Source organism: Mycobacterium sp. HM-7 (assembly GCF_053852335.1).
Genome location: NZ_CM132657.1, coordinates 5,346,532 through 5,365,979, shown reverse-complemented (window position 1 = coordinate 5,365,979; position 19,448 = coordinate 5,346,532). Strand labels below are relative to the sequence as shown.

Sequence of the window (19,448 nt, the reverse complement as noted above, 5' to 3'; positions counted from 1 at the left end):
TAAGCAAGCACTTGCTTGGTACGCTAGCACAGTGACTGCTGGAATCAATCTGCAACTGACCGGTCGCGTGGTGCTGGTCACCGGTGGTGTACGCGGCGTCGGCGCCGGCATCAGCGCGGTGTTCGCCGAGCAGGGCGCCACCGTCATCACCTGCGCGCGGCGCGAGGTCGAGGGGCTGCCCTACGAGTTCCACGCCTGCGACGTCCGCGACGACGACGCGGTCAAGGCGATGATCGACGCCATCGTCGCCAAGCACGGCCGGCTGGACGTCGTCGTCAACAATGCCGGTGGCTCGCCGTTCGCGATGGCAGCTGATGCGTCGGCCAAATTCAGCACCAAGATCATCGAGCTCAACCTGATTGCGCCGCTGCTGGTTTCGACCCACGCCAACGCGGTGATGCAGCAACAGGAACAAGGCGGCGTGATCGTCAACATCTCCAGCGTCAGCGCGCACCGGCCGACGCCGGGCACCGGTGCCTACGGCGCCGCCAAAGCCGGCATCGACAGCCTCACCACGACGCTCGCCGTCGAATGGTCACCCAAGGTCCGGGTCAATTCCGTGATCGTCGGCATGGTCGAGACCGAGCAGTCCGAACTGTTCTACGGCGATGCCGAGTCGGTTGCCGCCGTGGCTGCGACGGTGCCGCTGAAACGGCTGGCCAAGCCGGCCGACATCGGCTGGGCCGCAGCATTTTTGGCCTCCGAGGCCGCGTCGTACGTCAGTGGCGCGTCCCTCGAAGTGCATGGTGGCGGCGAGCCGCCGCAGTACCTGGAAACGTCAAGCGCCAACAAATAAGGAGATACGACAATGGGATTGCTCGACGGCCGTGTGGTCATCGTGACGGGTGCCGGCGGCGGAATCGGGCGTGAGCACGCGCTCGCGTTCGCCGCCGAAGGTGCGCGCGTCGTGGTCAACGACATCGGTGTCGGCCTGGACGGTTCGCCCGCCGGTGGCGGCAGCGCCGCGCAGAACGTGGTCGACGAGATCGTCGCGGCCGGCGGCGAGGCCGTGGCCAACGGCTCGAACGTCGCCGACTGGGGCCAGGCCGAGGCCTTGATCCAGCAGGCCGTCGACACTTACGGGACCCTCGACGTGCTGGTGAACAACGCCGGCATCGTCCGCGACCGCATGTTCGCCAACGCCACCGAAGAGGAATTCGACGCCGTCACCGCCGTCCACCTCAAGGGTCACTTCGCGACCATGAAGCACGCCGCGGCGTACTGGCGGGCCAAGTCCAAGGCCGGCGAGACGGTAGACGCGCGCATCATCAACACCAGCTCGGGCGCGGGCCTGCAGGGCAGCGTCGGCCAGGCCACCTACAGCGCCTCCAAGGCCGGCATCGCCGCGCTGACGCTGGTCGCCGCGACCGAGATGGGCCGTTACGGCGTCACCGCCAACGCCATCGCGCCGTCGGCCCGCACTCGCATGACCGAGACCGTCTTCGCCGACATGATGGCCACTCAGGACCAGGCCTTCGATGCCATGGCAGCGGAGAACATCTCCCCGCTGGTGGTGTGGCTGGGCAGCGTCGAGTCGCGCGATGTCACCGGCAAGACGTTCGAGATCGAGGGCGGCAAGATTCGCATCGCTGAGGGCTGGGCGCACGGCCCCGAGATCGACAAGGGTGCCAAGTGGGACCCGGCCGAGTTGGGGCCCGTGGTCGCTGATCTGCTTGCCAAGGCGCGTCCCGCGGTGCCGGTTTACGGCTCGTAACCGTTTCGATCGCAAAAGCGTCCCCACAACGAATCATGTTGTGGGGACGCTTCGTTTAATGCGGCGCTTCGATGGACGTCGGCGGCAACGCGCTGCCGGAGCGCGATTGGCGACGGAGGTGCCGGCGCACGACGGTGCGCACCACGCGGCGCCGGGTGGTGGCCACCGGCCCGGTGGCACGGAGCTTGCGACTGAATCGTTCGCCCGAGTGCTGCAGTTGGTCTCTGACGCCGTCGACGTCCGTGTCGACCAGCGTGTGGCGGCGTTTGCGCCAATTTCCGGCGATCATGACCGCTTCGATATTCGCGGTACTGGCGTGCAAGGCCGCGGCGATCGCGTCATGGGCCGGCCACAGGTTGAGTGCCCGGGCGTCGATGACGACCAGGTCGGCTTGCATGCCAGGCGCGAGGTAGCCGATACGGTCGGCGAGCCCGAGGGCGCGTGCGCCGTGCACGGTTGCCCAGGACAGGGCCTGCTTGCTGGTTGGTGCGACCGTCGGCGCGCTCAGTCCGGTCCGCCGCAGCTCCTGGTCATGGACCAGTCCGCGGTGCCGGGCCAAGGTGATCCGGGCTGCGGTGAGAACTTCACCGGAGACCGCGGTTTCGGTGTCCGTACCCAGCGATGGCGCCGCCCCGGCCCGCAGCAACTGTTCGGTGATCGTCGTGCAATGTCCTTGCCCGAGTTCATTTTCGGGTGTTGAGGTGAAACTGGCTCCAGTATCGGCGAGCCTCTTGACCCATTCGTCGGTCAGGCCGGTGCCGTGCACGATGTTGGCGTGCGGCCCCCACAAGCCCGCTGCGCCAACGGCATTCCAGGCCGGTGCAGGTCCGCCGGCGCTCTGGTGCATCGATGCGATCACGCCGCGCTCGACGGCGGCGGTCAGGTCGGCAATGACTGTGCCGGGTGCCGACAGCTGAGGGCCCTTGATCGCCATGCCCGGGGTGAGGAGTCTGGAGGTGGCAAGGGGGCCGTGGATCAGTCGATCGACTTCGCGCGTGTCATGCGGTTTCGCCGGGCCGCCGTGCGGTGTGCCGTGAAAGAAGACCGCCCGGATTCCCGCGGCGTTCAGTGCGTCGATCGCAGCGTCGGCGTGGTCGGGCGTCAGGCAGTTGTGACACCAGTCGCCTACTGTCGTTGTACCGCAATTGATTTGGTTCAACGCCCCGGCGAGTGTCCCGATGTGCATGTCGTCTGGGGTGTATCGGCGGGCGACGTGCCCGTGAGTGTGGGCCAGGTACTCCAACAGCGACCAGTCGCCGCCGGCGAACCGTAGCGCGCTCTGCCAGGTGTGTAGGTGGGCGTTGACGAGGCCGGGGATCACGATGCGGTCGGTGAGTTCGACGACTTCGGCGCCGGCCGGGTCGAGGCGCTCGCCGATCGCCGCGATCCGATCTCCCTCGATGAGGATGTCCGCGGCCTCGCTGTCCGGGCGATCGGGTGCCATGGTCACTACTCGCGCGCCGCGCAACAGTATTCGCGCCATCGTTCGTCTCCTGTCACGCTCTTGCTGGCAAGTCGGCGACGGGTCAAACTGCCGGCTGCTCAATAACGGATACAGCGTATCCGTTATTTCAGCCTGGCGTCAATGGCTGCCGGCGGGGCGCGCGAGCTGGCTCAAGCCGGCGATCAGGAGGGCGAGGCCGAACTCGAACTCCTGCTCGAGAGGGACGGGCAGGTGCTCGGCCACGCTGGCGATCGCGGGAAGTGTCTGAGGGTCCAGGCGCTCCCACACTTCGTTGTCATCCGCCGTATCGGAGCTCGCCGAGGGTAGTTGTGTCGCGAACCCCAGCACATAGCGTGCGAGCGTGGCGCAGGCCTGTGCGGCCATGGCCGGCGGGAATCCTGATCTGAGCAGCAGCGCGATCGACTGCTCGCGCTGAACCATCGCATTGGGTCCTGTCGGAATCTGCTCGACCAGTAGCGGCGCGACGTTGGGGTGGCGTCGGAATACGTCAAACAGGCTGCGCGCCAACAGTTCGCACGCCTCTTGCCAGGCCATGCCGGCGAGCGCCTCATCGTCTACATGAGCTTCGGCCAGGACGCTGTCGACGACCCGGGCGACGAGCTGGGCCCGGCCGGTGAAGTGTCGGTACAACGTCGCTGTGCCCGAATCGAGACGCTGGGCCAGGTTGCGCATGGACAGGGCGTCGGCGCCGTCCTCGTCGAGGAGCGCGACGGCGGCAGCGATGATCCGCTCCAGCGGCAGCGGTGGGCGTCCCCTGGATCGTCGGTTCTGCTGCGTGGGCTCCGGGTTTGGAGTTGGCGTTCGCACAGGGCTCAGTATGACCACCCTTGACACCGCCCACAATAACGGCAACACTGTATCCATTATGAACGTTGCGGACATCGATGTGCACCCGGACTCCGAGTTCGTCGTCGTCGACGGCATGCGGATTCACTACAAACGATCGGGGAGCGGCCCAACGGTGGTACTGCTCCACGGCAGCGCTTCCTCGCTGTACGGCGTCGAGCCCCTGGCGCAGCGACTGCAGGCATCCTTCGACGTCATCCGCCCGGACCTGCCGGGTTTCGGGGTAACCGGGCCGCGGCCCGACCGCGACTATCGCGTTGTCGCTTATGCCGCGACCGTTGCCCGGTTCTTGGAAGCCATCAGCGTCGATCGATGCGTCGTGGCGGGTAACTCGTTGGGTGGCAACATCGCCTGGAACTTTGCCCTCGATCACTGTGACCGCGTGTGCTTGGCGGGCCTGGTCTTGATCAACGCCACCGGCTACCCCGACAAGGCGCTGCCGGCCGGAATGGCACTCGCGCGCAACCCAATTGCCGGCCGGCTGCTGCGCAGTTTCATGCCACGCCTCGCCGTTGCGCGGAGTCTGCGGCAAGCCGTCGGGCCCAACTCCCACATCGTCGATGACGCGATGGTGGAGCGCGCGCACCGGTTGTGGAACCGGCCCGGCAACCGGGCGGCGTTCGTGGACTTCCTCACCACCGCACAACTCGACCGCAGCGCAGAGGTTCCCGCCATCAGGGTGCCGACTCTCGTGTTGCGCAGCGCCACCATGGATGGCCAGCACTTTGCTCGTGACATCTCCGGCAGCGTGGAGAAGGTACATCCCGACGGCGGCCATCTGCTGCCCGAAGAAGACCCTGAATGGGTGGCCGAGGCGATCACCGAGTTCTGGCAAACCCTCACTGCATAGGAATCCGCATGAAGTACTTCGTAGCAGCCGGAGAAGACCGCAGGATCGATGCCGCGAGCCGGCGTGGTCTGCGTGGGAGCTACCTCCAATTATCCGATGGGGTCACCCATTACGAGTTGACCGGACCGGCCGACGGCGAGGTCGTGGTCCTCGCCGGTGGACTGACCATTCCGTTGTTCTACTGGGACGAGATGGCAGCCGAGCTGCATTCCCACGGTTTCCGGACGTTGGCGTACAGCGGATACGGCCGAGGATATTCAGACCGGGTCGTGGCCCGCTATGGCCAGGCGCTGTTCGTTCGCCAACTCCGCGAACTCGTCGAGAGTCTCGCCGTACCCACTCCCTGCCACGTCGTGGGCACGTCCATGGGTGCGCTCATCGCGATGGACTACGTGAGCCAATACCTTTCCAGCACCGCCACATTGACGCTGATCGGCCCGGCGGGCCTCGGCGGCCGACCGCGGGCTCAGAAGCTGTTGCTGGCCAACGACGCCCTGGCCGGAGTGCTAGCCAAGTACTTCGGGCGCCGCCTCCTGCAGCGGCATCTCGGCCACAATGTTGCGGATCCGAACCGCGCGGCGGCATTGGCGAGCATGGTCGGTGAGGCATACCGATACGAAGGCTCGATCTACGCGTTCTTCGAAACCCTGCAACACTTTTCGCTCTTCGACCAGGCCGGCCTGTACCGGCACACCGGGACGTTGCCGTTGCCCAAACAGCTGATCTGGGGCTGCGACGATCACGTCACCCCCATCACCAATGCGGCTGAGGTCTGTGCCCTGCTGCAGCCGGAGCGGTACCACGTCATCGACGACTGCGGTCACATGGCTCCCTTCGAGCGTCCCGCCCTCGTCGCCGAGCAACTGGCGGCGTTCTACGACACCTTCCACACAGATCGGCTCAACCCATGACCACCATCACCACCGATGTCCTGATCGTCGGCGCCGGCCCGGCGGGGACCACCCTGGCGATCGACCTCGCCCGCCGCGGTGTCGCGGTGCACCTCGTCGACAAAGCTCCGCATGCCTTCGACGGTTCACGCGCGAAAGGCGTTCAACCGCGCACCCTCGAGGTCTTCGACGATTTGGGCGCGCTTGCCGACATCGTCGACCAAGGCGCCCTCTACCCGCCGATGGGAGTCCACCTCGGTCCGGTCACCATCCCTTTGCGCATGATGGCCAAAGGCCGACGCGGGCCCGACGTTCCTTACCCCGACACGTGGCTCGTCCCGCAACACCGAACAGACCGCGCGCTCCATGCCCGATTCGAATCTCTGGGTGGGCAAGTTCATTTCGGTACCGAACTCGTGGAATTCACCGACCACGGCAGCCATGTCACTGCTCAGTTGGCGACCCCGGATGGCGCTGACGCCATCAGTGCGCGCTACGTCGTCGGTGCTGACGGCGGCAGCAGCCGCGTCCGCAAGATCCTCGGCGTCGAGTTCGGCGGCACCACGGACGAGGCCGACCGCATTCTCATCGTCGATGCGGCTGTCTCGGGCGGGTTATCCCGTAAGTACTGGCACGTGTGGCCGGGTATCAAGGGCCGCTTCATCGGTGCGTGCCCGCTGCCGCACAGCGACAAGTTCCAGTGGATGATCCGGCTCGCGCCCGACGAACAACCGCCCCAAGACCTGGCCCAGCTCAACGCGCGTATCCGAGCCCATACTCACAACACGCGCCTCAGCCTGCATGCGCCCCAGTGGCAGTCGGTATTTCGTCCCAACATTCGCCTCGCAGAACACTATCGCCGCGGCCGCGTGCTGCTGGCCGGCGACGCCGCGCACGTTCACACGCCCGCCGGTGCCCAGGGGCTCAACACCGGTATCGGTGACGCCTACAACTTGGGCTGGAAAATCGGGCAGGTCCTCGCCGGTGCTGACGAACGGCTGCTGGACACCTATGAACAGGAACGTCAACCGATCGCTGCCGGTGTGCTCGGGCTCTCGACCAAGAAGTACGAAGGAATGGCCAAGTTCGACCCGTCCAGCTTCCGGCGCGGCAAGGACGAAAAGCAGCTCGGGCTCACGTATCACGGCGGCCCGCTGGCGCCGCTGGCCGCCGACCGCACGACGACATTGCGCGCCGGTGACCGCGCACCGAACGCGGACCTCGTTGCCCCGGATGGTGATCGCGTGCGATTGTTCGACGTCTTTCGCGGCCCCCACTTCACGGCACTGGCCTACGGTGCGCACGCCTCCGCTGCGCTGGCAGCACTCGAATGGCCCGCTACTGGCGCAGCACTTGCGCGAATCAACATCGACGCCGAAGGCGACGGTGACCGCACGGACCGTGCGTTCGTCGACGCGACAGGAGATTTCGCACGGATCTACGGCCTCAGCAAGGACACCCTGATCCTGATTCGCCCGGACGGCTACATCGGTCACATCGCAATCCACAACATCGTCGACGCGATCAGCGATGCCGTACGCGAAATGACGCCGCAATCGGCAGTCGAGCGCGCCACGTCACCACGGCCGGACCGGTCGTGATCGGTGGCCAGGGGGCAAGTGCGGTGTCCGGCCAAAACCTGATTCGCCCAACAGATTTCGATGACGCCGGTGCGCTGCGATGGCGGGGTCGGATGCCCACCGGTGGCGCGACCACGATGCTGTTGGTCTATGCGTTCGCGACGGTCATGGCCGGCACGACACTGCCGACCCCGATGTATGCGCTGTACGCGGACGCCATGCACTTCAGCGTACTCACCACCACGCTGATCTATGCGACGTATGCCGGTGGCGTGCTGGCCGCGCTGTTGGTTTGCGGTCGGTGGTCCGACGCGATCGGTCGTCGTCCACTCCTGCTGGCCGCTGTGGTACTTGCCATCGCGAGCGCCGCGATGTTTCTCACTGCTCATTCGGTGCTGGAGCTGATGGCCGCTCGTCTTGTGTCGGGACTCTCGGCCGGCGTCTGCACTGGCACAGCCACGGTGGCAGTCATCGAGGCGGTACCCCTGAAATGGCGGACCAGGGCTCCGGCGATCGCGACCGTGGCCAATGTGGGCGGGCTCGGCGCAGGTCCGTTGTTGGCGGGTTTACTCGTCCAATATGGGCCGCAGCCGCTGCATTTGGCATTCGGGGTGCACCTGGTGTTGGTGGTCCTGGCAGGCATCGCGGTGTTCCTTGTCCCCGAAACATCATCCCAGGCCGCGAATTTCGGGATGCAACGGCTGAGACTTCCTGCACAGGTGCGGGGTACGTTCACCGTTTCGGCAATGGGCGTTTTCGCGGGCTTTGCGTCCGTCGGACTGTTCGCAGCGCTTGCACCGTCGATCCTTGTCACCATGATCGGCATCGGCAACCATGCAGCGGCCGGGCTGATCGTCAGCTGTGCGTTCTTCGCCTCAGCGGTGGCGCAGGTTGCGGTGACGCGACTGCCGGGCCCGGTAGCGCTGGCCATCGGCTGCACGACACTGCTGACAGGCATGCTCGCGCTGACCGCGACGCTTGTCACCTCCTCATTGCCCGGTCTCGTCAGCGCCGCAGTCATTTCCGGTGTCGGACAAGGCATCACGTTCAGCCGCGGTCTGGCCGCCGTCACTGACGTCACGCCGGCAGATCGTCGCGCCGAGACCAGTTCGCTGCTGTTCGTCGTGGCCTACATTGCCATTTCACTACCAGTTGTCGGAGAAGGCCTCGCCGCCGATCACTGGGGACTGCGTAGCGCAGGTATCGGATTCGCACTCGCCGTCGGCGTCCTGGCTTCGGTCTGTCTTGTTCTCCTACTCATCCGGCAACGCCGTCAACGGTTTTCACGGTGATGTGACCGGTCGCATCTGCCCGCGGCCGGCCGCGCTCACAATGCCGCGGCGACATCCCAGATCGGTTCCAGCGCTGCGACACCCGTGCGTACGAGGGGACTGAGCACGATATCTGTCGCTCCCGCTGCGAGGTAGCGGCGCAGTTGGGCGGACACCTGCGCGGCGGTGCCGACCGCCGCGAGGTCGATGACCGAGTCCACGCCTTCCCGCTCGATCACCCGCGCGTACGACGGGATGGTGGCGTAGAACTCGAGGGCCTCGCCGGCGCGGGCGCGGCCCTCGTCGACATCGTCGGTCACCAGGACGGGTACCGCGGCGATGACTTTCGGCGTGGGCCTGCCGGCCGCGCCGGCTGCTGCGCTGATGGTCGGCGCGATGAATTCCTCGATGGTGCGCGGCCCCGCCAGATAGGGCAGGGTGCCGTCCGCCAATTCCCCCGTCACGCGTAACGCCTTGGGCCCCATGGCCGCGACGTACACCGGCAGGGGAGTGCCGCCGGCCACCGTCACCGGAAACTGCGGAGCGGCGGTGAACTCGTCACCGTGGAAGTCGACGGTGCCGGTGTCCAGGATCGATCGGAGCACCTGCAGGTGTTCGCGCAGGCGGCCGATGGTGTTCGGCCACGCTGTACCGAACGCCACCTGCTCGGGACCGTGCGCGCCCAAACCAAGGCCGAGGCTGAAATTCCCGCCGGTAGCCGCCTGGGCGGTCAGGGCTTGGGAGGCAAGCGTCAGAGGATGACGTGGGTTGATCGGTACGACAAAAGTGCCGACGGCAAGGCCTGGCACTGCGGCACCGACATATCCCGCCAGCGAGATGGCGTCATGGTCGAACTGCTGGGCTATCCACACTTGGCTCACGCCGGCGTCGTAGGCACGGCGGGCCTGGTCGATCGCGGCAGCGACGTGGTTGGCGGAACTACGGTCAGGGTCCAGCACAACTCCGGTTGGCATACCAACGACAACCACCGTGGCCCGGCCACTGATTCCGTCGCCGAAAGAAAAACTCCCCCAGAACGAAACTCGTTCTGGGGGAGTTCTTTTGATTCAACTACTTGGCGGCCTCGGCCTTCGCTGCCTTCTTGGGCTTTTCGGCCTTCTTCGGCTTCTCGACCTTGGGCTTGTCAGCCCTGTCGGCCTGGTCCTTCGACTTGTCCTTCTTGACCTTGGTGCCCTTGTCGTCGGCCTTGGTGTCTCCCGCTGTCGCGTCCTCGGCCTTGGTGCTGTCGACCTGTGAGGCGTTGCTCCCCTCAACGGCCTTGACGGTCCTGCCCTTGGTGCCGGTGGCGGCAGGCTTCAGGGCGGAGACCTGCTTGGCGATCGTCGGCGTCACCGCGGGCTTGGCAATGCTGTCGGTGCCCTTCGCCGCGATGGCGTTCGGGGTGACGGCCTGCACCGGTGCCGGCGGGGGCGCCGCCTTGAACACGGTGCCGGTCTGGACGGATTTCACGACGCTCTTGACCACGTTGACCGGGAGGTTCACCACGGCCTTGACGGTGTCGAACGCGCCGTCGCGAATGGCCGTGGCGACGTTGGCGATATTGCCGCTGCGGAGGGCCTTCGCCACGTTGTAGAGCGCCATCTGCGGCACCTTGACGGTGTCGCGGACATTGACGAACAGCTTCGTGGGCAGGGCCGGGTTCTGCGTGACGGCGATACCGCCCCAGTCCTCCAGGGTCCAGCCGTCCTCGGGGTTGCCCGTCACGGTGACGATGTCGGTGTTGCCCAGCGGGTGCTTCAGCATCAGGGTGAGGTCGGGGTTCTGCACGTTCATCAGGGTCCACGCCATGATCGACATACCGTGGGCGAATGCGACCGGGTTCTGCGCGCCGCTGGCATAGATGTCGTCGACCGCGCCGTTGAACCGGTCCTGGAAGACCGCGCCGTTGGCGTCGGGTGAACCGGGCATCGGCATCAGGAGGTTGCCGGTGGCCCAGGACAGCGGGATCAGGGCGTAGAGGATGCGGGCGAAGCCGGAGTTCTGTGACTGGCCTTCGAAGATGCCGGCCTGGACCTCGTGGAGGCCACTCAGCACCGTCACCGGCATGCCGGTCGCGGTGGCGTACGGCGCCGCAGTCTGCTGGGTGCGCACCATGTCCGAGGCGAAGATGGCGTCGTGCGCCAGGCCGTCATTGGCGAGGACGCCGGCCACGGTCTGGGCCTGTGTGTGACCTGTCGCGGTCAGGTCAGGGCCCGGGATCTTGGTGTCGATGAGGCCCGAGGCATTGCCCGCGGATTCGCCGTGACGGACGAACGTGATGGTGATGTTGGTTGCAGCCCAGGCCGAGAAGGCCGAGGTGAGGAACATGAACACGGCGGCGACCAGCACCGCCGCGCCTCGTGCTCCGCGCTTGAATGTTCGGCTGTGCGACAACCCTCGACGGAACATGGATGACATAGACGGCTCCATAGTGTTGCCCTGGATGTGTGCAGGGCCACACTATGTACACATCTATGAATCTGTCTAGTCTGTTCCGTCAATTAACTGGAGAACTTTGCTGGCGGACCAGCGGTGCCGTGCCTACCCTGCCGGGTGATGCTGCTCCCATTGGAAGCCGGCGACGTCGTATTGGCTGACGGCTTTCTCGGTGTTGCCCCGGTTCGGATTCAATTCGCTGCCCGCGTAATGCTGCTCCGCGTTGGCGAAACCCTGGCTGCTGAAGCCTGGCGGTTTCAGGGCCGGGTTGTCGCTGGCCTCCTTGCCTGGCTGGCCCGTGGTGCCGGGAGCGTGGGGGTTGTCGGCGAGTGCCACGCCGGCGGGCGACAGCGCGACAAATGCGGTGACCACGCAAGGCAGGATGGTGGAGCGCTTCATGAGATTTCTCCGATCGTGAGAGCCCCCTCCTGCACCACGATTGCCAGGCCTGGTGGGTTCAGTCCGGGATCCGAAAACTCCCCCGGCGCGACGTGCGTGCCAGGGGAGTTCTCCGGTCTGTGCTCAGGACGGGTCGAGCAGGATGATCGGAATCTTCCGATCCGTGTGTGAGCGGTAATCGACGAAGTCGGGATACATGGCGTCGAGCTTGGGCCAGTACTCGTCACGTTCGGCATCGGTGGCCTCACGAGCGGTCAGTTGCAGCTTTTCGCCGCGCACCTGGAACTTCACCTTCGGGTTGGCAACCAGGTTCAGGTACCACATCGGGTGGGTGTCGCGGCCACCCTGTGAGGCCACGACGACGATCCGGTCGCCTTCACGCAGGTACAGCAGCGGGCTGTCGCGGGGCTCGCCCGATTTGCGGCCGATCGTGGTCAGGATCCCGACGGGCGGGGGCGTGGCGACGGGCTTGGAACCCAGGCGCCACTTGGCGCCGATCCGGCCGTCGGTGGCCCGAAATGCCCAGGTGTTGATCCGCGACATCCACTTGAAGCCGACCTGCATTCCTCTGGAATTCAGGACCTTCAGCTGCTTGTCGCTCATTTCCCCGTCGGCCATGGTGGCGACTCTGCTCCTCGGTTTAGATGCGCTCGATGATCGTGCCGGTGGACAGCGCACCGCCGGCGCACATCGTGATCAGCGCCGTCGACTTGCCGGTCCGTTCCAGCTCGTGCAGCGCGGTCGTGATGAGCCGCGAGCCGGTGGAACCGACCGGGTGGCCCAGCGCGATCGCACCGCCGTTGACGTTGACCTTATCCATGTCGGCCTTGTGCACCTGCGCCCAGGACAGCACGACCGACGCGAACGCTTCGTTGATCTCGACCAGGTCGATGTCGGCCATCGACATGCGCGCCTTCTCGAGCACCTTGGCGGTCGACTGCACCGGGCCGTCCAGGTGGTAGTAGGTCTCGGCGCCGACGTTGGCCTGCGCGATGATCCGGGCGCGGGGGGTATAGCCCCGCGCTTTTGCCACGGACTCGTCCATCCACAGCACCGCGGCCGCGCCGTCGGAAATCTGCGACGAGGTGCCGGCGGTGTGGATGCCGCCCTCGATGACCGGCTTCAGCGACGCCAGGCCCTCCAAGGTGGTGTCGCGCAGGCCCTGGTCGCGGCTGACCAGATTGAGCTCCGCGGTCGGCTGCTTGTTCTCGTCGATGACCGGCGCCTCGATCGGCGAGATCTCGCGGTCGAAGCGGCCTTCGGCCCAGGCCTGCTTGGCCTTGGCCTGCGAAGCGAAGCCCAGCGCGTCGATGTCGGCGCGGGTGATGCCCCGGCGGCCCGCGATGCGCTCGGCAGCCTCGAACTGGTTGGGCAGGTCGATGTCCCAGGACGCGGCGCGGGCGCCACCGCCGTTGGCGCCCAGGGGCACCCGGCTCATGGCCTCGATGCCGCAGGCGATGCCGATATCGATGGCGCCGGTGGCGATGAGGCCCGCGATGAGGTGGTTGGCCTGCTGGGCGCTGCCGCACTGGCAGTCGATGGTGGTGGCGCCGACATGCTCGGGCAATCCGGCGACCAGCCAGGACTGCCGGGTGATGTTGTTGCCCTGCTCGCCGTACTGCGTGACGCAGCCGCCGATGAGCTGCTCGACGTCGCCGGCGTCCAGCCCGGCCTTCTCGACGAGCGCCTTCTGTGTGGCGCCCAGAAGTTCGGTCGCGTGCAGGCCGGACAGCCAGCCACCCCGCTTGCCGATGGGGCTACGAGTGGCTTCAACGATGACAGGATTACCCATGAGCTCAGGCTAGAACACGTTTCATTACTCTGACAAGCAATGATCAGTACGTGCCTTTTATCTGCGGTGAAGGCGTGTTTCAATGGTCGCAACAGGAACTAGAAGGATTTGTCTCAGAACCCTGTTCTGAGGCGTTGGATTCCCCAAGGAGACACCATGCCCTGCCCGATCCCGTCCGATCTCGACTTGCTGGACGCGAACCTCAACCTGGAGCGGCTGCCTGTCGAGGAGCTCGCGGAGCTCCGCAAGTCCGAACCGGTGCACTGGGTTGACGTACCCGGCGGCACCGGCGGCTTCGGCGACAAGGGCTACTGGATCGTCACCCGCTACGACGACGTCAAAGAGGTCTCGAAGCGCAACGACATCTTCGGCAGCGCGCCCGACGGTGCCATTCCGGTGTGGCCGCAGGCGATGACCCGTGACGCCGTTGACGTGCAGCGCGCCGTCCTGCTGAACATGGACGCTCCGCAGCACACGCGCCTGCGCAAGATCATCTCCCGTGGCTTCACCCCGCGTGCCATCGGCCGCCTGCAGGCCGAGCTGAGCGAGCGGGCCCAGAAGATCGCCGAGACCGCCGCCGCGTCGGGCACCGGTGACTTCGTCGAGCAGGTCTCCTGCGAGCTGCCGCTGCAGGCCATCGCCGGACTCCTCGGCGTGCCGCAGGCAGACCGCGACAAGCTGTTCAACTGGTCGAACGAGATGACCGCAGGCGAGGACCCGGAGTACGCCCACATCGACCCGGCCGCGTCGTCGTTCGAGCTGATCACCTACGCCATGAACATGGCTGCCGAGCGGGCCAAGAACCCGACCGATGACATCGTCACGCAGCTCATCGAGGCCGACATCGAGGGTGAGAAGCTCTCCGATGACGAGTTCGGCTTCTTTGTGGTGATGCTGGCCGTCGCCGGCAACGAGACCACCCGTAACTCGATCACCCACGGCATGATCGCCTTCTCTCAGAACCCCGACCAGTGGGAGCTGTACAAGAAGGAGCGTCCGGAGTCGGCCGCTGACGAGATCGTCCGTTGGGCCACACCGGTAACCGCGTTCCAGCGCACCGCGCTGGAGGACACCGAGCTCGGTGGCGTGAAGATCAAGAAGGGCGACCGGGTCGTCATGTCGTACCGCTCGGCCAACTTCGACGACGAGGTGTTCGAGAACCCGCACGCCTTCAACATCATGCGGACGCCGAACCAGCACGTCGGCTTCGGTGGTACCGGCGCGCACTACTGCATCGGCGCCAACCTGGCGCGCATGACCATCAACCTGATGTTCAACGCCATCGCCGACCACATGCCGGACCTGACCTCCATCGGTGAACCCGAGCGGCTGATGTCGGGCTGGCTCAACGGCATCAAGCACTGGCAGGTTGACTACACGGGCAAGTGCCCTGTCCAGCACTGAGTCCGTTTAGCCGGTAACACGAATCAAGGAGGATTCGGGTGGATTTCACACCGAGCCCGGAGCAGCAGGCTGTCGCCGATGTGGTGACATCCGTGCTCGAGCGGGAAAACACTTGGGACGCACTGGTTTCCGGTGGCGTCGTGGCGCTTGCGGTGCCGGACCGGTTGGGCGGTGACGGACTGGGACTGCTCGAGGCGGCCACCGCGCTGACCGAGATCGGTCGGCGCGGCACCACCGGGCCGGCGCTGGCCACCATCGGGCTCGCCCTGGTGCCGCTGGTCGACCTGGCCACCGAAGCGCAGCAGGACCGGTATCTGGCGGGCGTCGCCGAGGGCGCGGTCCTGTCCGCAGCGCTCAACGAGGCCGGTAACCAACTGCCCGAGAAGCCGTCGACCCGCTACGCGGGCGGCAAGCTCGACGGCACCAAAATCGGTGTGCCGTACGCCGAAACGGCGCAGTGGCTGCTGGTCACCACCGACAACGGCGTGGTCGTCGTGTCGCCGAAGGCCGCCGGCGTGACGGTCGCCAAGACCCCGACCGCCAACGGTTCCGACGAGTACTCGGTGACATTCGCCGATGTCGCGGTGGCCGACGAGGACGTGCTGGCCGGCGCCACCGTCGCCCGCGTCAACGAACTGGTGTTGGCCATGATCGGCGCCTTCGGTGCCGGTCTGGTGGCCGGAGCGCTGCGGCTGACCGCGGACTACACCGCCACGCGTGAGCAGTTCGGCCGGCCGTTATCCACCTTCCAGACCGTGGCTGCGCAGCTGTCCGAGGTCTACATTGCTTCTCGAACAATCGATCTGGTGTCCACCTCGGTGGTGTGGCGGCTCTCCGAGGGCCTCGACGCCACCGAGGATCTGGCAATCCTGGGCTACTGGCTGACCTCGCAGGCCCCGCCGGCCATGCGGCTGTGCCATCACCTGCACGGCGGGATGGGCATGGACATCACCTACCCGATGGACCGCTACTACTCCTCGATCAAGGACCTGACTCGGTTGCTCGGTGGTCCGTCGCATCGTCTCGATCTGGTGGGAGCCTGAGATGTACATCGAACTGACACCGGAACAGCGCAAGCTGCAATCCGAACTGCGCGAGTACTTTTCGACGCTGATCAGGCCCGAAGAGGCGGCAGCGATGGAGACCGACCGGCACAACGAGGCGTACCGCGCCGTCATCAAGCGGATGGGCAGCGACGGCAAGCTCGGTGTGGGCTGGCCCAAGGAGTACGGCGGCCTGGGCTTCGGCCCCATCGAGCAGCAGATCTTCATCAACGAGGCCAACCAGGCGGACATCCCGCTGCCGATGGTCACGTTACAGACCGTGGGCCCCACCCTGCAGCTGCTGGGCACCGAGGAGCAGAAGAAGAAGTTCCTGCCCGGAATCCTTTCCGGTGATGTGCATTTCGCCATCGGCTACTCCGAGCCCGAGGCCGGCACCGACCTGGCGTCGCTGCGCACCACCGCGGTGCGGCACGGCGACGAGTACATCGTCAACGGCCAGAAGATGTGGACCACGGGTGCGCATGACGCCGACTACGTGTGGCTGGCCTGCCGCACCGATCCGACCGCGGCGAAGCACAAGGGCATCTCGATCCTGATCGTCGACACCAAGGATCCGGGTTACTCGTGGACCCCGATCATCTTGTCCGACGGTGCCCACCACACCAATACGACGTACTACAACGACGTGCGGGTGCCCGCCGACATGCTGGTCGGTGAGGAGCACGGTGGCTGGAAGCTGATCACCACTCAGCTCAACCATGAGCGTGTCGGCCTGGGCCCGTCGGGTCGCGTGGCAGGCATCTACGAGCAGGTGCACAAGTGGGCTTCGACGCCAGGCTCCGATGGTGTTGTCCCGCTGGACAACCCGGAGGCCAAGCGGCTGTTGGGCCAGATCAAGTCCATCTGGCGGCTCAACGAGCTGCTCAACTGGCAGGTCGCCTCGTCCGGTGAGAACATCGCGGTCGCCGATGCGGCGGCGACGAAAGTCTTCTCCACCGAACGCATTCAGGAAGTCAGTCGACTGGCTGAAGAACTGGTCGGCCGCTTCGGTAACCCTGCCGACAAGCACACCGCCAAGGTGCTGCAGTGGCTGGACACGATGGCCAAGCGCAATTTGGTCATCACCTTCGGCGGCGGGGTCAACGAGGTCATGCGCGAGATGATCGCCGCATCCGGCCTCAAGGTGCCGCGGGTTTCCCGATGAGCGCAGGCGCGAATCGCGACGACTTCGGCAAGGGAGGCCGCAATGACTGATCTTCAGGCCGGCATCGACGAGATCGTCGCCGCCGGGCGCAGCAAGCCGACCCTGAGTCGGGATCCGGTGAACCAGCCCATGATTCACCACTGGACAGACGCGATCGGCGACAAGAACCCGATCTACGTCGACGAGGACGCCGCCAAGGCCGCCGGCCACCCCGGCATCGTGGCGCCGCCGGCCATGATCCAGGTCTGGACCATGATGGGCTTGGGCCGCACCCGCTCCGACGACGATCCACTGGCCCGGATCATGAAGTTGTTCGACGACGCGGGATACGTCGGCGTCGTCGCCACGAACTGCGACCAGACCTACCACCGCTACCTGCAGCCGGGGGAGAGCGTCAGCATCAGCGCCGAGGTCACCGATGTGGTGGGCCCCAAGCAGACCGCGCTGGGCGAGGGCTACTTCGTCAACCAGAAGATCCGCTGGCACGTCGGTGACGAGGAAGTCGCGGACATGGACTGGCGCATCATGAAGTTCCTGCCGGCCAACAAGCAGGGCAAGGAAGCTGCCGAAACCGGTTCGATCCCAGCCGATCTGGACCCCGACAAGCTGATGCGCCCGTCGTCGTCGCGCGACACACAGTTCTTCTGGGACGGCGTCAACGCGCATGAGCTGCGGATCCAGAAGCGGCCCGACGGGTCGCTGCAGCATCCGCCGGTGCCTGCGATCTGGCAGGACAAAGATGCTGCGATCGACTACGTCGTCTCCTCGGGCCGCGGCACCGTGTTCAGCTACGTCGTGCACCACGCACCGAAGGTGCCGGGCCGCAGCCTGCCGTTCATCATCGCGCTCGTCGAACTCGAAGAGGGTGTGCGCATGCTCGGTGAGCTGCGCGGCGTCGAGCACGACGACGTGAAGATCGGAATGCCGGTCAGCGCAACATTCCTGGACTTCCCGGACAGTGACGTCAGTCCGGCGTGGAGCCTGTACGCATGGGAGGCCGCAAAGTGACTGCCACTGTGAGCACCGCCGTGGGCACCAAGCTGCCCGAGCTCTCCATCTACGGTGACCCGACCTTCATCGTCTCGACGGCCATCGCCACCCGGGACTACCAGGACGTGCACCACGACCGGGACAAGGCGCAGGCCAAGGGTTCCAAGGACATTTTCGTCAACATCCTGACCGACACCGGTCTGGTGGGGCGCTACGTCACCGACTGGGCCGGCCCGAACGCCGTCATCAAGTCGATCAAGCTGCGCCTCGGGGTGCCCTGGTACGCCTACGACACCATCACCTTCCGCGGCGAAGTGACCGCGGTCGAAGGTGACCTGGTGACGCTGAAAGTGGTGGGCAGCAACAGTCTTGGCGATCACGTCATCGCCACCTCAACGCTGACCATGGGAGCCGCACAGTGAGCATCTCCGGTAAGGCGGCCATCGCCGGCATCGGCGCCACCGACTTCTCCAAGAACTCCGGTCGTAGCGAACTGCGGCTGGCCGCAGAGGCCGTCACCGACGCGCTCGACGACGCGGGCCTGTCGCCCAAGGACGTCGACGGCCTGGTGACCTTCACCATGGACTCCAACCTGGAGACCGCGGTGGCCCGCTCGACCGGCATCGGCGAGCTGAAGTTCTTCAGCCAGATCGGCTACGGCGGCGGCGCGGCGGCGGCCACCGTGCAGCAGGCCGTGTTGGCGGTGGCATCCGGTATCGCGGAAGTCGTTGTGGCATACCGCGCTTTCAACGAGCGCTCGGAGCACCGCTTCGGCCAGGTGATGACGGGTCTGACCGTCAACGCCGACTCCCGCGGTGTCGAGTACAGCTGGTCGTACCCGCACGGGCTGAGCACCCCGGCGGCCTCGGTCGCCATGGTCGCGCAGCGGTACATGCACGAATACGGCGCCACCAGTGCCGATTTCGGTGTGGTGTCGGTAGCTGACCGCAAACACGCGGCCACCAACCCGAAAGCGCATTTCTACGGCAAGCCGATCACCATCGAGGACCACCAGAACTCGCGGTGGATCGCCGAGCCGCTGCGCCTGCTGGACTGCTGCCAGGAGACCGACGGCGGCGTCGCGATCGTCGTCACCACGCCTGAGCGCGCCAGGGACCTCAAGCAGCGTCCGGTCGTCGTCGAGGCGGCGGCGCAGGCTGCGGGCGAAGACCAGTTCACGATGTACTCGTACTACCGCGACGAGCTCGGCCTGCCCGAGATGGGTCTGGTGGGCAAGCAGTTGTGGGGTCAGAGTGGCTTGACGCCCACTGACATTCAGACCGCGATCCTGTACGACCACTTCACCCCGTACACCCTGATCCAGCTCGAAGAGCTCGGCTTCTGTGGCCGCGGCGAGGCCAAGGATTTCATCGCGAACGGCGCGATCGAGCTGGGCGGCAAGCTGCCGATCAACACACACGGTGGTCAGCTCGGCGAGGCCTACATCCACGGCATGAACGGCATCGCCGAGGGCGTCCGGCAGCTGCGCGGGACGTCCGTCAACCAGGTGCCCGATGTCGAGCACGTGCTCGTCACCGCCGGCACCGGCGTTCCGACGTCAGGCCTGATCTTGGGCTGAGTTCCCCTCGCAAACTGTGCAATG

At 66.0% G+C, this 19,448-nt stretch carries 19 protein-coding genes; 12 read left to right on the top strand and 7 right to left on the bottom strand.

Annotated features, from left to right (window positions below):
* Window positions 1–31 precede the first annotated feature (31 nt).
* Window positions 32–796 carry an SDR family oxidoreductase gene (locus ACWW1C_RS25935; protein ID WP_455980930.1) on the top strand — a complete coding sequence of 255 codons (765 nt, stop codon included), beginning with the start codon at window positions 32–34 and terminating at the stop codon, window positions 794–796.
* Window positions 797–808: 12 nt separating this feature from the next.
* Entirely contained in the window at window positions 809–1,714 is a 906-nt protein-coding gene (locus tag ACWW1C_RS25930; RefSeq protein WP_455980929.1) for an SDR family oxidoreductase, read from the top strand.
* Window positions 1,715–1,769: 55 nt separating this feature from the next.
* On the opposite strand, the gene ACWW1C_RS25925 is transcribed toward ACWW1C_RS25930, so the two are convergent.
* Window positions 1,770–3,197 carry an amidohydrolase family protein gene (locus ACWW1C_RS25925; RefSeq protein ID WP_455980928.1) on the bottom strand — a complete coding sequence of 476 codons (1,428 nt, stop codon included), beginning with the start codon at window positions 3,195–3,197 and terminating at the stop codon, window positions 1,770–1,772.
* A gap of 99 nt (window positions 3,198–3,296) precedes the next feature.
* Entirely contained in the window at window positions 3,297–3,914 is a 618-nt protein-coding gene (locus ACWW1C_RS25920) for a TetR/AcrR family transcriptional regulator (protein WP_455984442.1), read from the bottom strand.
* 130 nt (window positions 3,915–4,044) lie between these two features.
* Between ACWW1C_RS25920 and ACWW1C_RS25915 the strand changes: the two genes are divergently transcribed.
* From ACWW1C_RS25915 to ACWW1C_RS25900, 4 genes are all read left to right on the top strand, one after another.
* Window positions 4,045–4,875, top strand: coding sequence for an alpha/beta fold hydrolase (locus ACWW1C_RS25915; RefSeq protein ID WP_455980927.1), 831 nt, complete (start codon window positions 4,045–4,047; stop codon window positions 4,873–4,875).
* Between the two features lie 8 nt (window positions 4,876–4,883).
* Window positions 4,884–5,786 carry an alpha/beta fold hydrolase gene (locus ACWW1C_RS25910; protein ID WP_455980926.1) on the top strand — a complete coding sequence of 301 codons (903 nt, stop codon included), beginning with the start codon at window positions 4,884–4,886 and terminating at the stop codon, window positions 5,784–5,786.
* The gene (locus ACWW1C_RS25905) at window positions 5,783–7,366 is read left to right on the top strand and encodes an FAD-dependent oxidoreductase (protein WP_455980925.1); all 1,584 of its coding nucleotides are present in this window, start codon (window positions 5,783–5,785) and stop codon (window positions 7,364–7,366) included. Before ACWW1C_RS25910 ends, ACWW1C_RS25905 begins: the two co-directional genes overlap by 4 nt.
* A 92-nt stretch (window positions 7,367–7,458) precedes the next feature.
* A complete protein-coding gene (locus tag ACWW1C_RS25900; RefSeq protein WP_455980924.1) occupies window positions 7,459–8,637 on the top strand; it encodes an MFS transporter in 1,179 nt (392 codons plus the stop codon).
* A gap of 35 nt (window positions 8,638–8,672) precedes the next feature.
* Here ACWW1C_RS25900 and ACWW1C_RS25895 read toward each other — a convergent pair whose 3' ends face one another.
* From ACWW1C_RS25895 to ACWW1C_RS25875, 5 genes are all read right to left on the bottom strand, one after another.
* Window positions 8,673–9,590, bottom strand: a complete 918-nt coding sequence (locus ACWW1C_RS25895) for an LLM class F420-dependent oxidoreductase (protein ID WP_455980923.1) — start codon at window positions 9,588–9,590, stop codon at window positions 8,673–8,675.
* A gap of 97 nt (window positions 9,591–9,687) precedes the next feature.
* The gene (locus tag ACWW1C_RS25890) at window positions 9,688–11,034 is read right to left on the bottom strand and encodes a histidine phosphatase family protein (RefSeq protein WP_455980922.1); all 1,347 of its coding nucleotides are present in this window, start codon (window positions 11,032–11,034) and stop codon (window positions 9,688–9,690) included.
* A gap of 123 nt (window positions 11,035–11,157) precedes the next feature.
* Window positions 11,158–11,451, bottom strand: coding sequence for a hypothetical protein (locus ACWW1C_RS25885; RefSeq protein WP_455980921.1), 294 nt, complete (start codon window positions 11,449–11,451; stop codon window positions 11,158–11,160).
* A 123-nt stretch (window positions 11,452–11,574) separates the two neighbouring features.
* On the bottom strand, window positions 11,575–12,069 hold the full coding sequence (locus ACWW1C_RS25880; protein ID WP_455980920.1) for a nitroreductase family deazaflavin-dependent oxidoreductase: 495 nt from the start codon (window positions 12,067–12,069) through the stop codon (window positions 11,575–11,577).
* Window positions 12,070–12,091: 22 nt separating this feature from the next.
* Window positions 12,092–13,243, bottom strand: coding sequence for a steroid 3-ketoacyl-CoA thiolase (locus ACWW1C_RS25875; RefSeq protein WP_455980919.1), 1,152 nt, complete (start codon window positions 13,241–13,243; stop codon window positions 12,092–12,094).
* Window positions 13,244–13,399: 156 nt separating this feature from the next.
* On the opposite strand from ACWW1C_RS25875, the gene ACWW1C_RS25870 reads away from it, so the two are divergent.
* From ACWW1C_RS25870 to ACWW1C_RS25845, 6 genes are read left to right on the top strand one after another with little or no spacing between them, the layout of a single operon-like run.
* Window positions 13,400–14,647: a cytochrome P450 gene (locus tag ACWW1C_RS25870; RefSeq protein WP_455980918.1), complete on the top strand. Its 1,248-nt coding sequence runs from the start codon at window positions 13,400–13,402 to the stop codon at window positions 14,645–14,647.
* A 38-nt stretch (window positions 14,648–14,685) separates the two neighbouring features.
* The gene (locus tag ACWW1C_RS25865; RefSeq protein WP_455980917.1) at window positions 14,686–15,690 is read left to right on the top strand and encodes an acyl-CoA dehydrogenase family protein; all 1,005 of its coding nucleotides are present in this window, start codon (window positions 14,686–14,688) and stop codon (window positions 15,688–15,690) included.
* 1 nt (window position 15,691) lies between these two features.
* Complete coding sequence (gene fadE29, locus ACWW1C_RS25860) at window positions 15,692–16,855, top strand: acyl-CoA dehydrogenase FadE29 (protein ID WP_455980916.1); 1,164 nt, start codon at window positions 15,692–15,694, stop codon at window positions 16,853–16,855.
* Between the two features lie 42 nt (window positions 16,856–16,897).
* On the top strand, window positions 16,898–17,863 hold the full coding sequence (locus tag ACWW1C_RS25855; protein ID WP_455980915.1) for a bifunctional MaoC family dehydratase N-terminal/OB-fold nucleic acid binding domain-containing protein: 966 nt from the start codon (window positions 16,898–16,900) through the stop codon (window positions 17,861–17,863).
* A gap of 8 nt (window positions 17,864–17,871) precedes the next feature.
* Window positions 17,872–18,267 (top strand): MaoC family dehydratase, encoded by a 396-nt coding sequence (locus ACWW1C_RS25850; protein WP_455984441.1) that lies wholly within the window; start codon window positions 17,872–17,874, stop codon window positions 18,265–18,267.
* Window positions 18,268–18,269: 2 nt separating this feature from the next.
* Complete coding sequence (locus ACWW1C_RS25845; protein ID WP_455984440.1) at window positions 18,270–19,424, top strand: lipid-transfer protein; 1,155 nt, start codon at window positions 18,270–18,272, stop codon at window positions 19,422–19,424.
* Window positions 19,425–19,448: the final 24 nt, after the last annotated feature.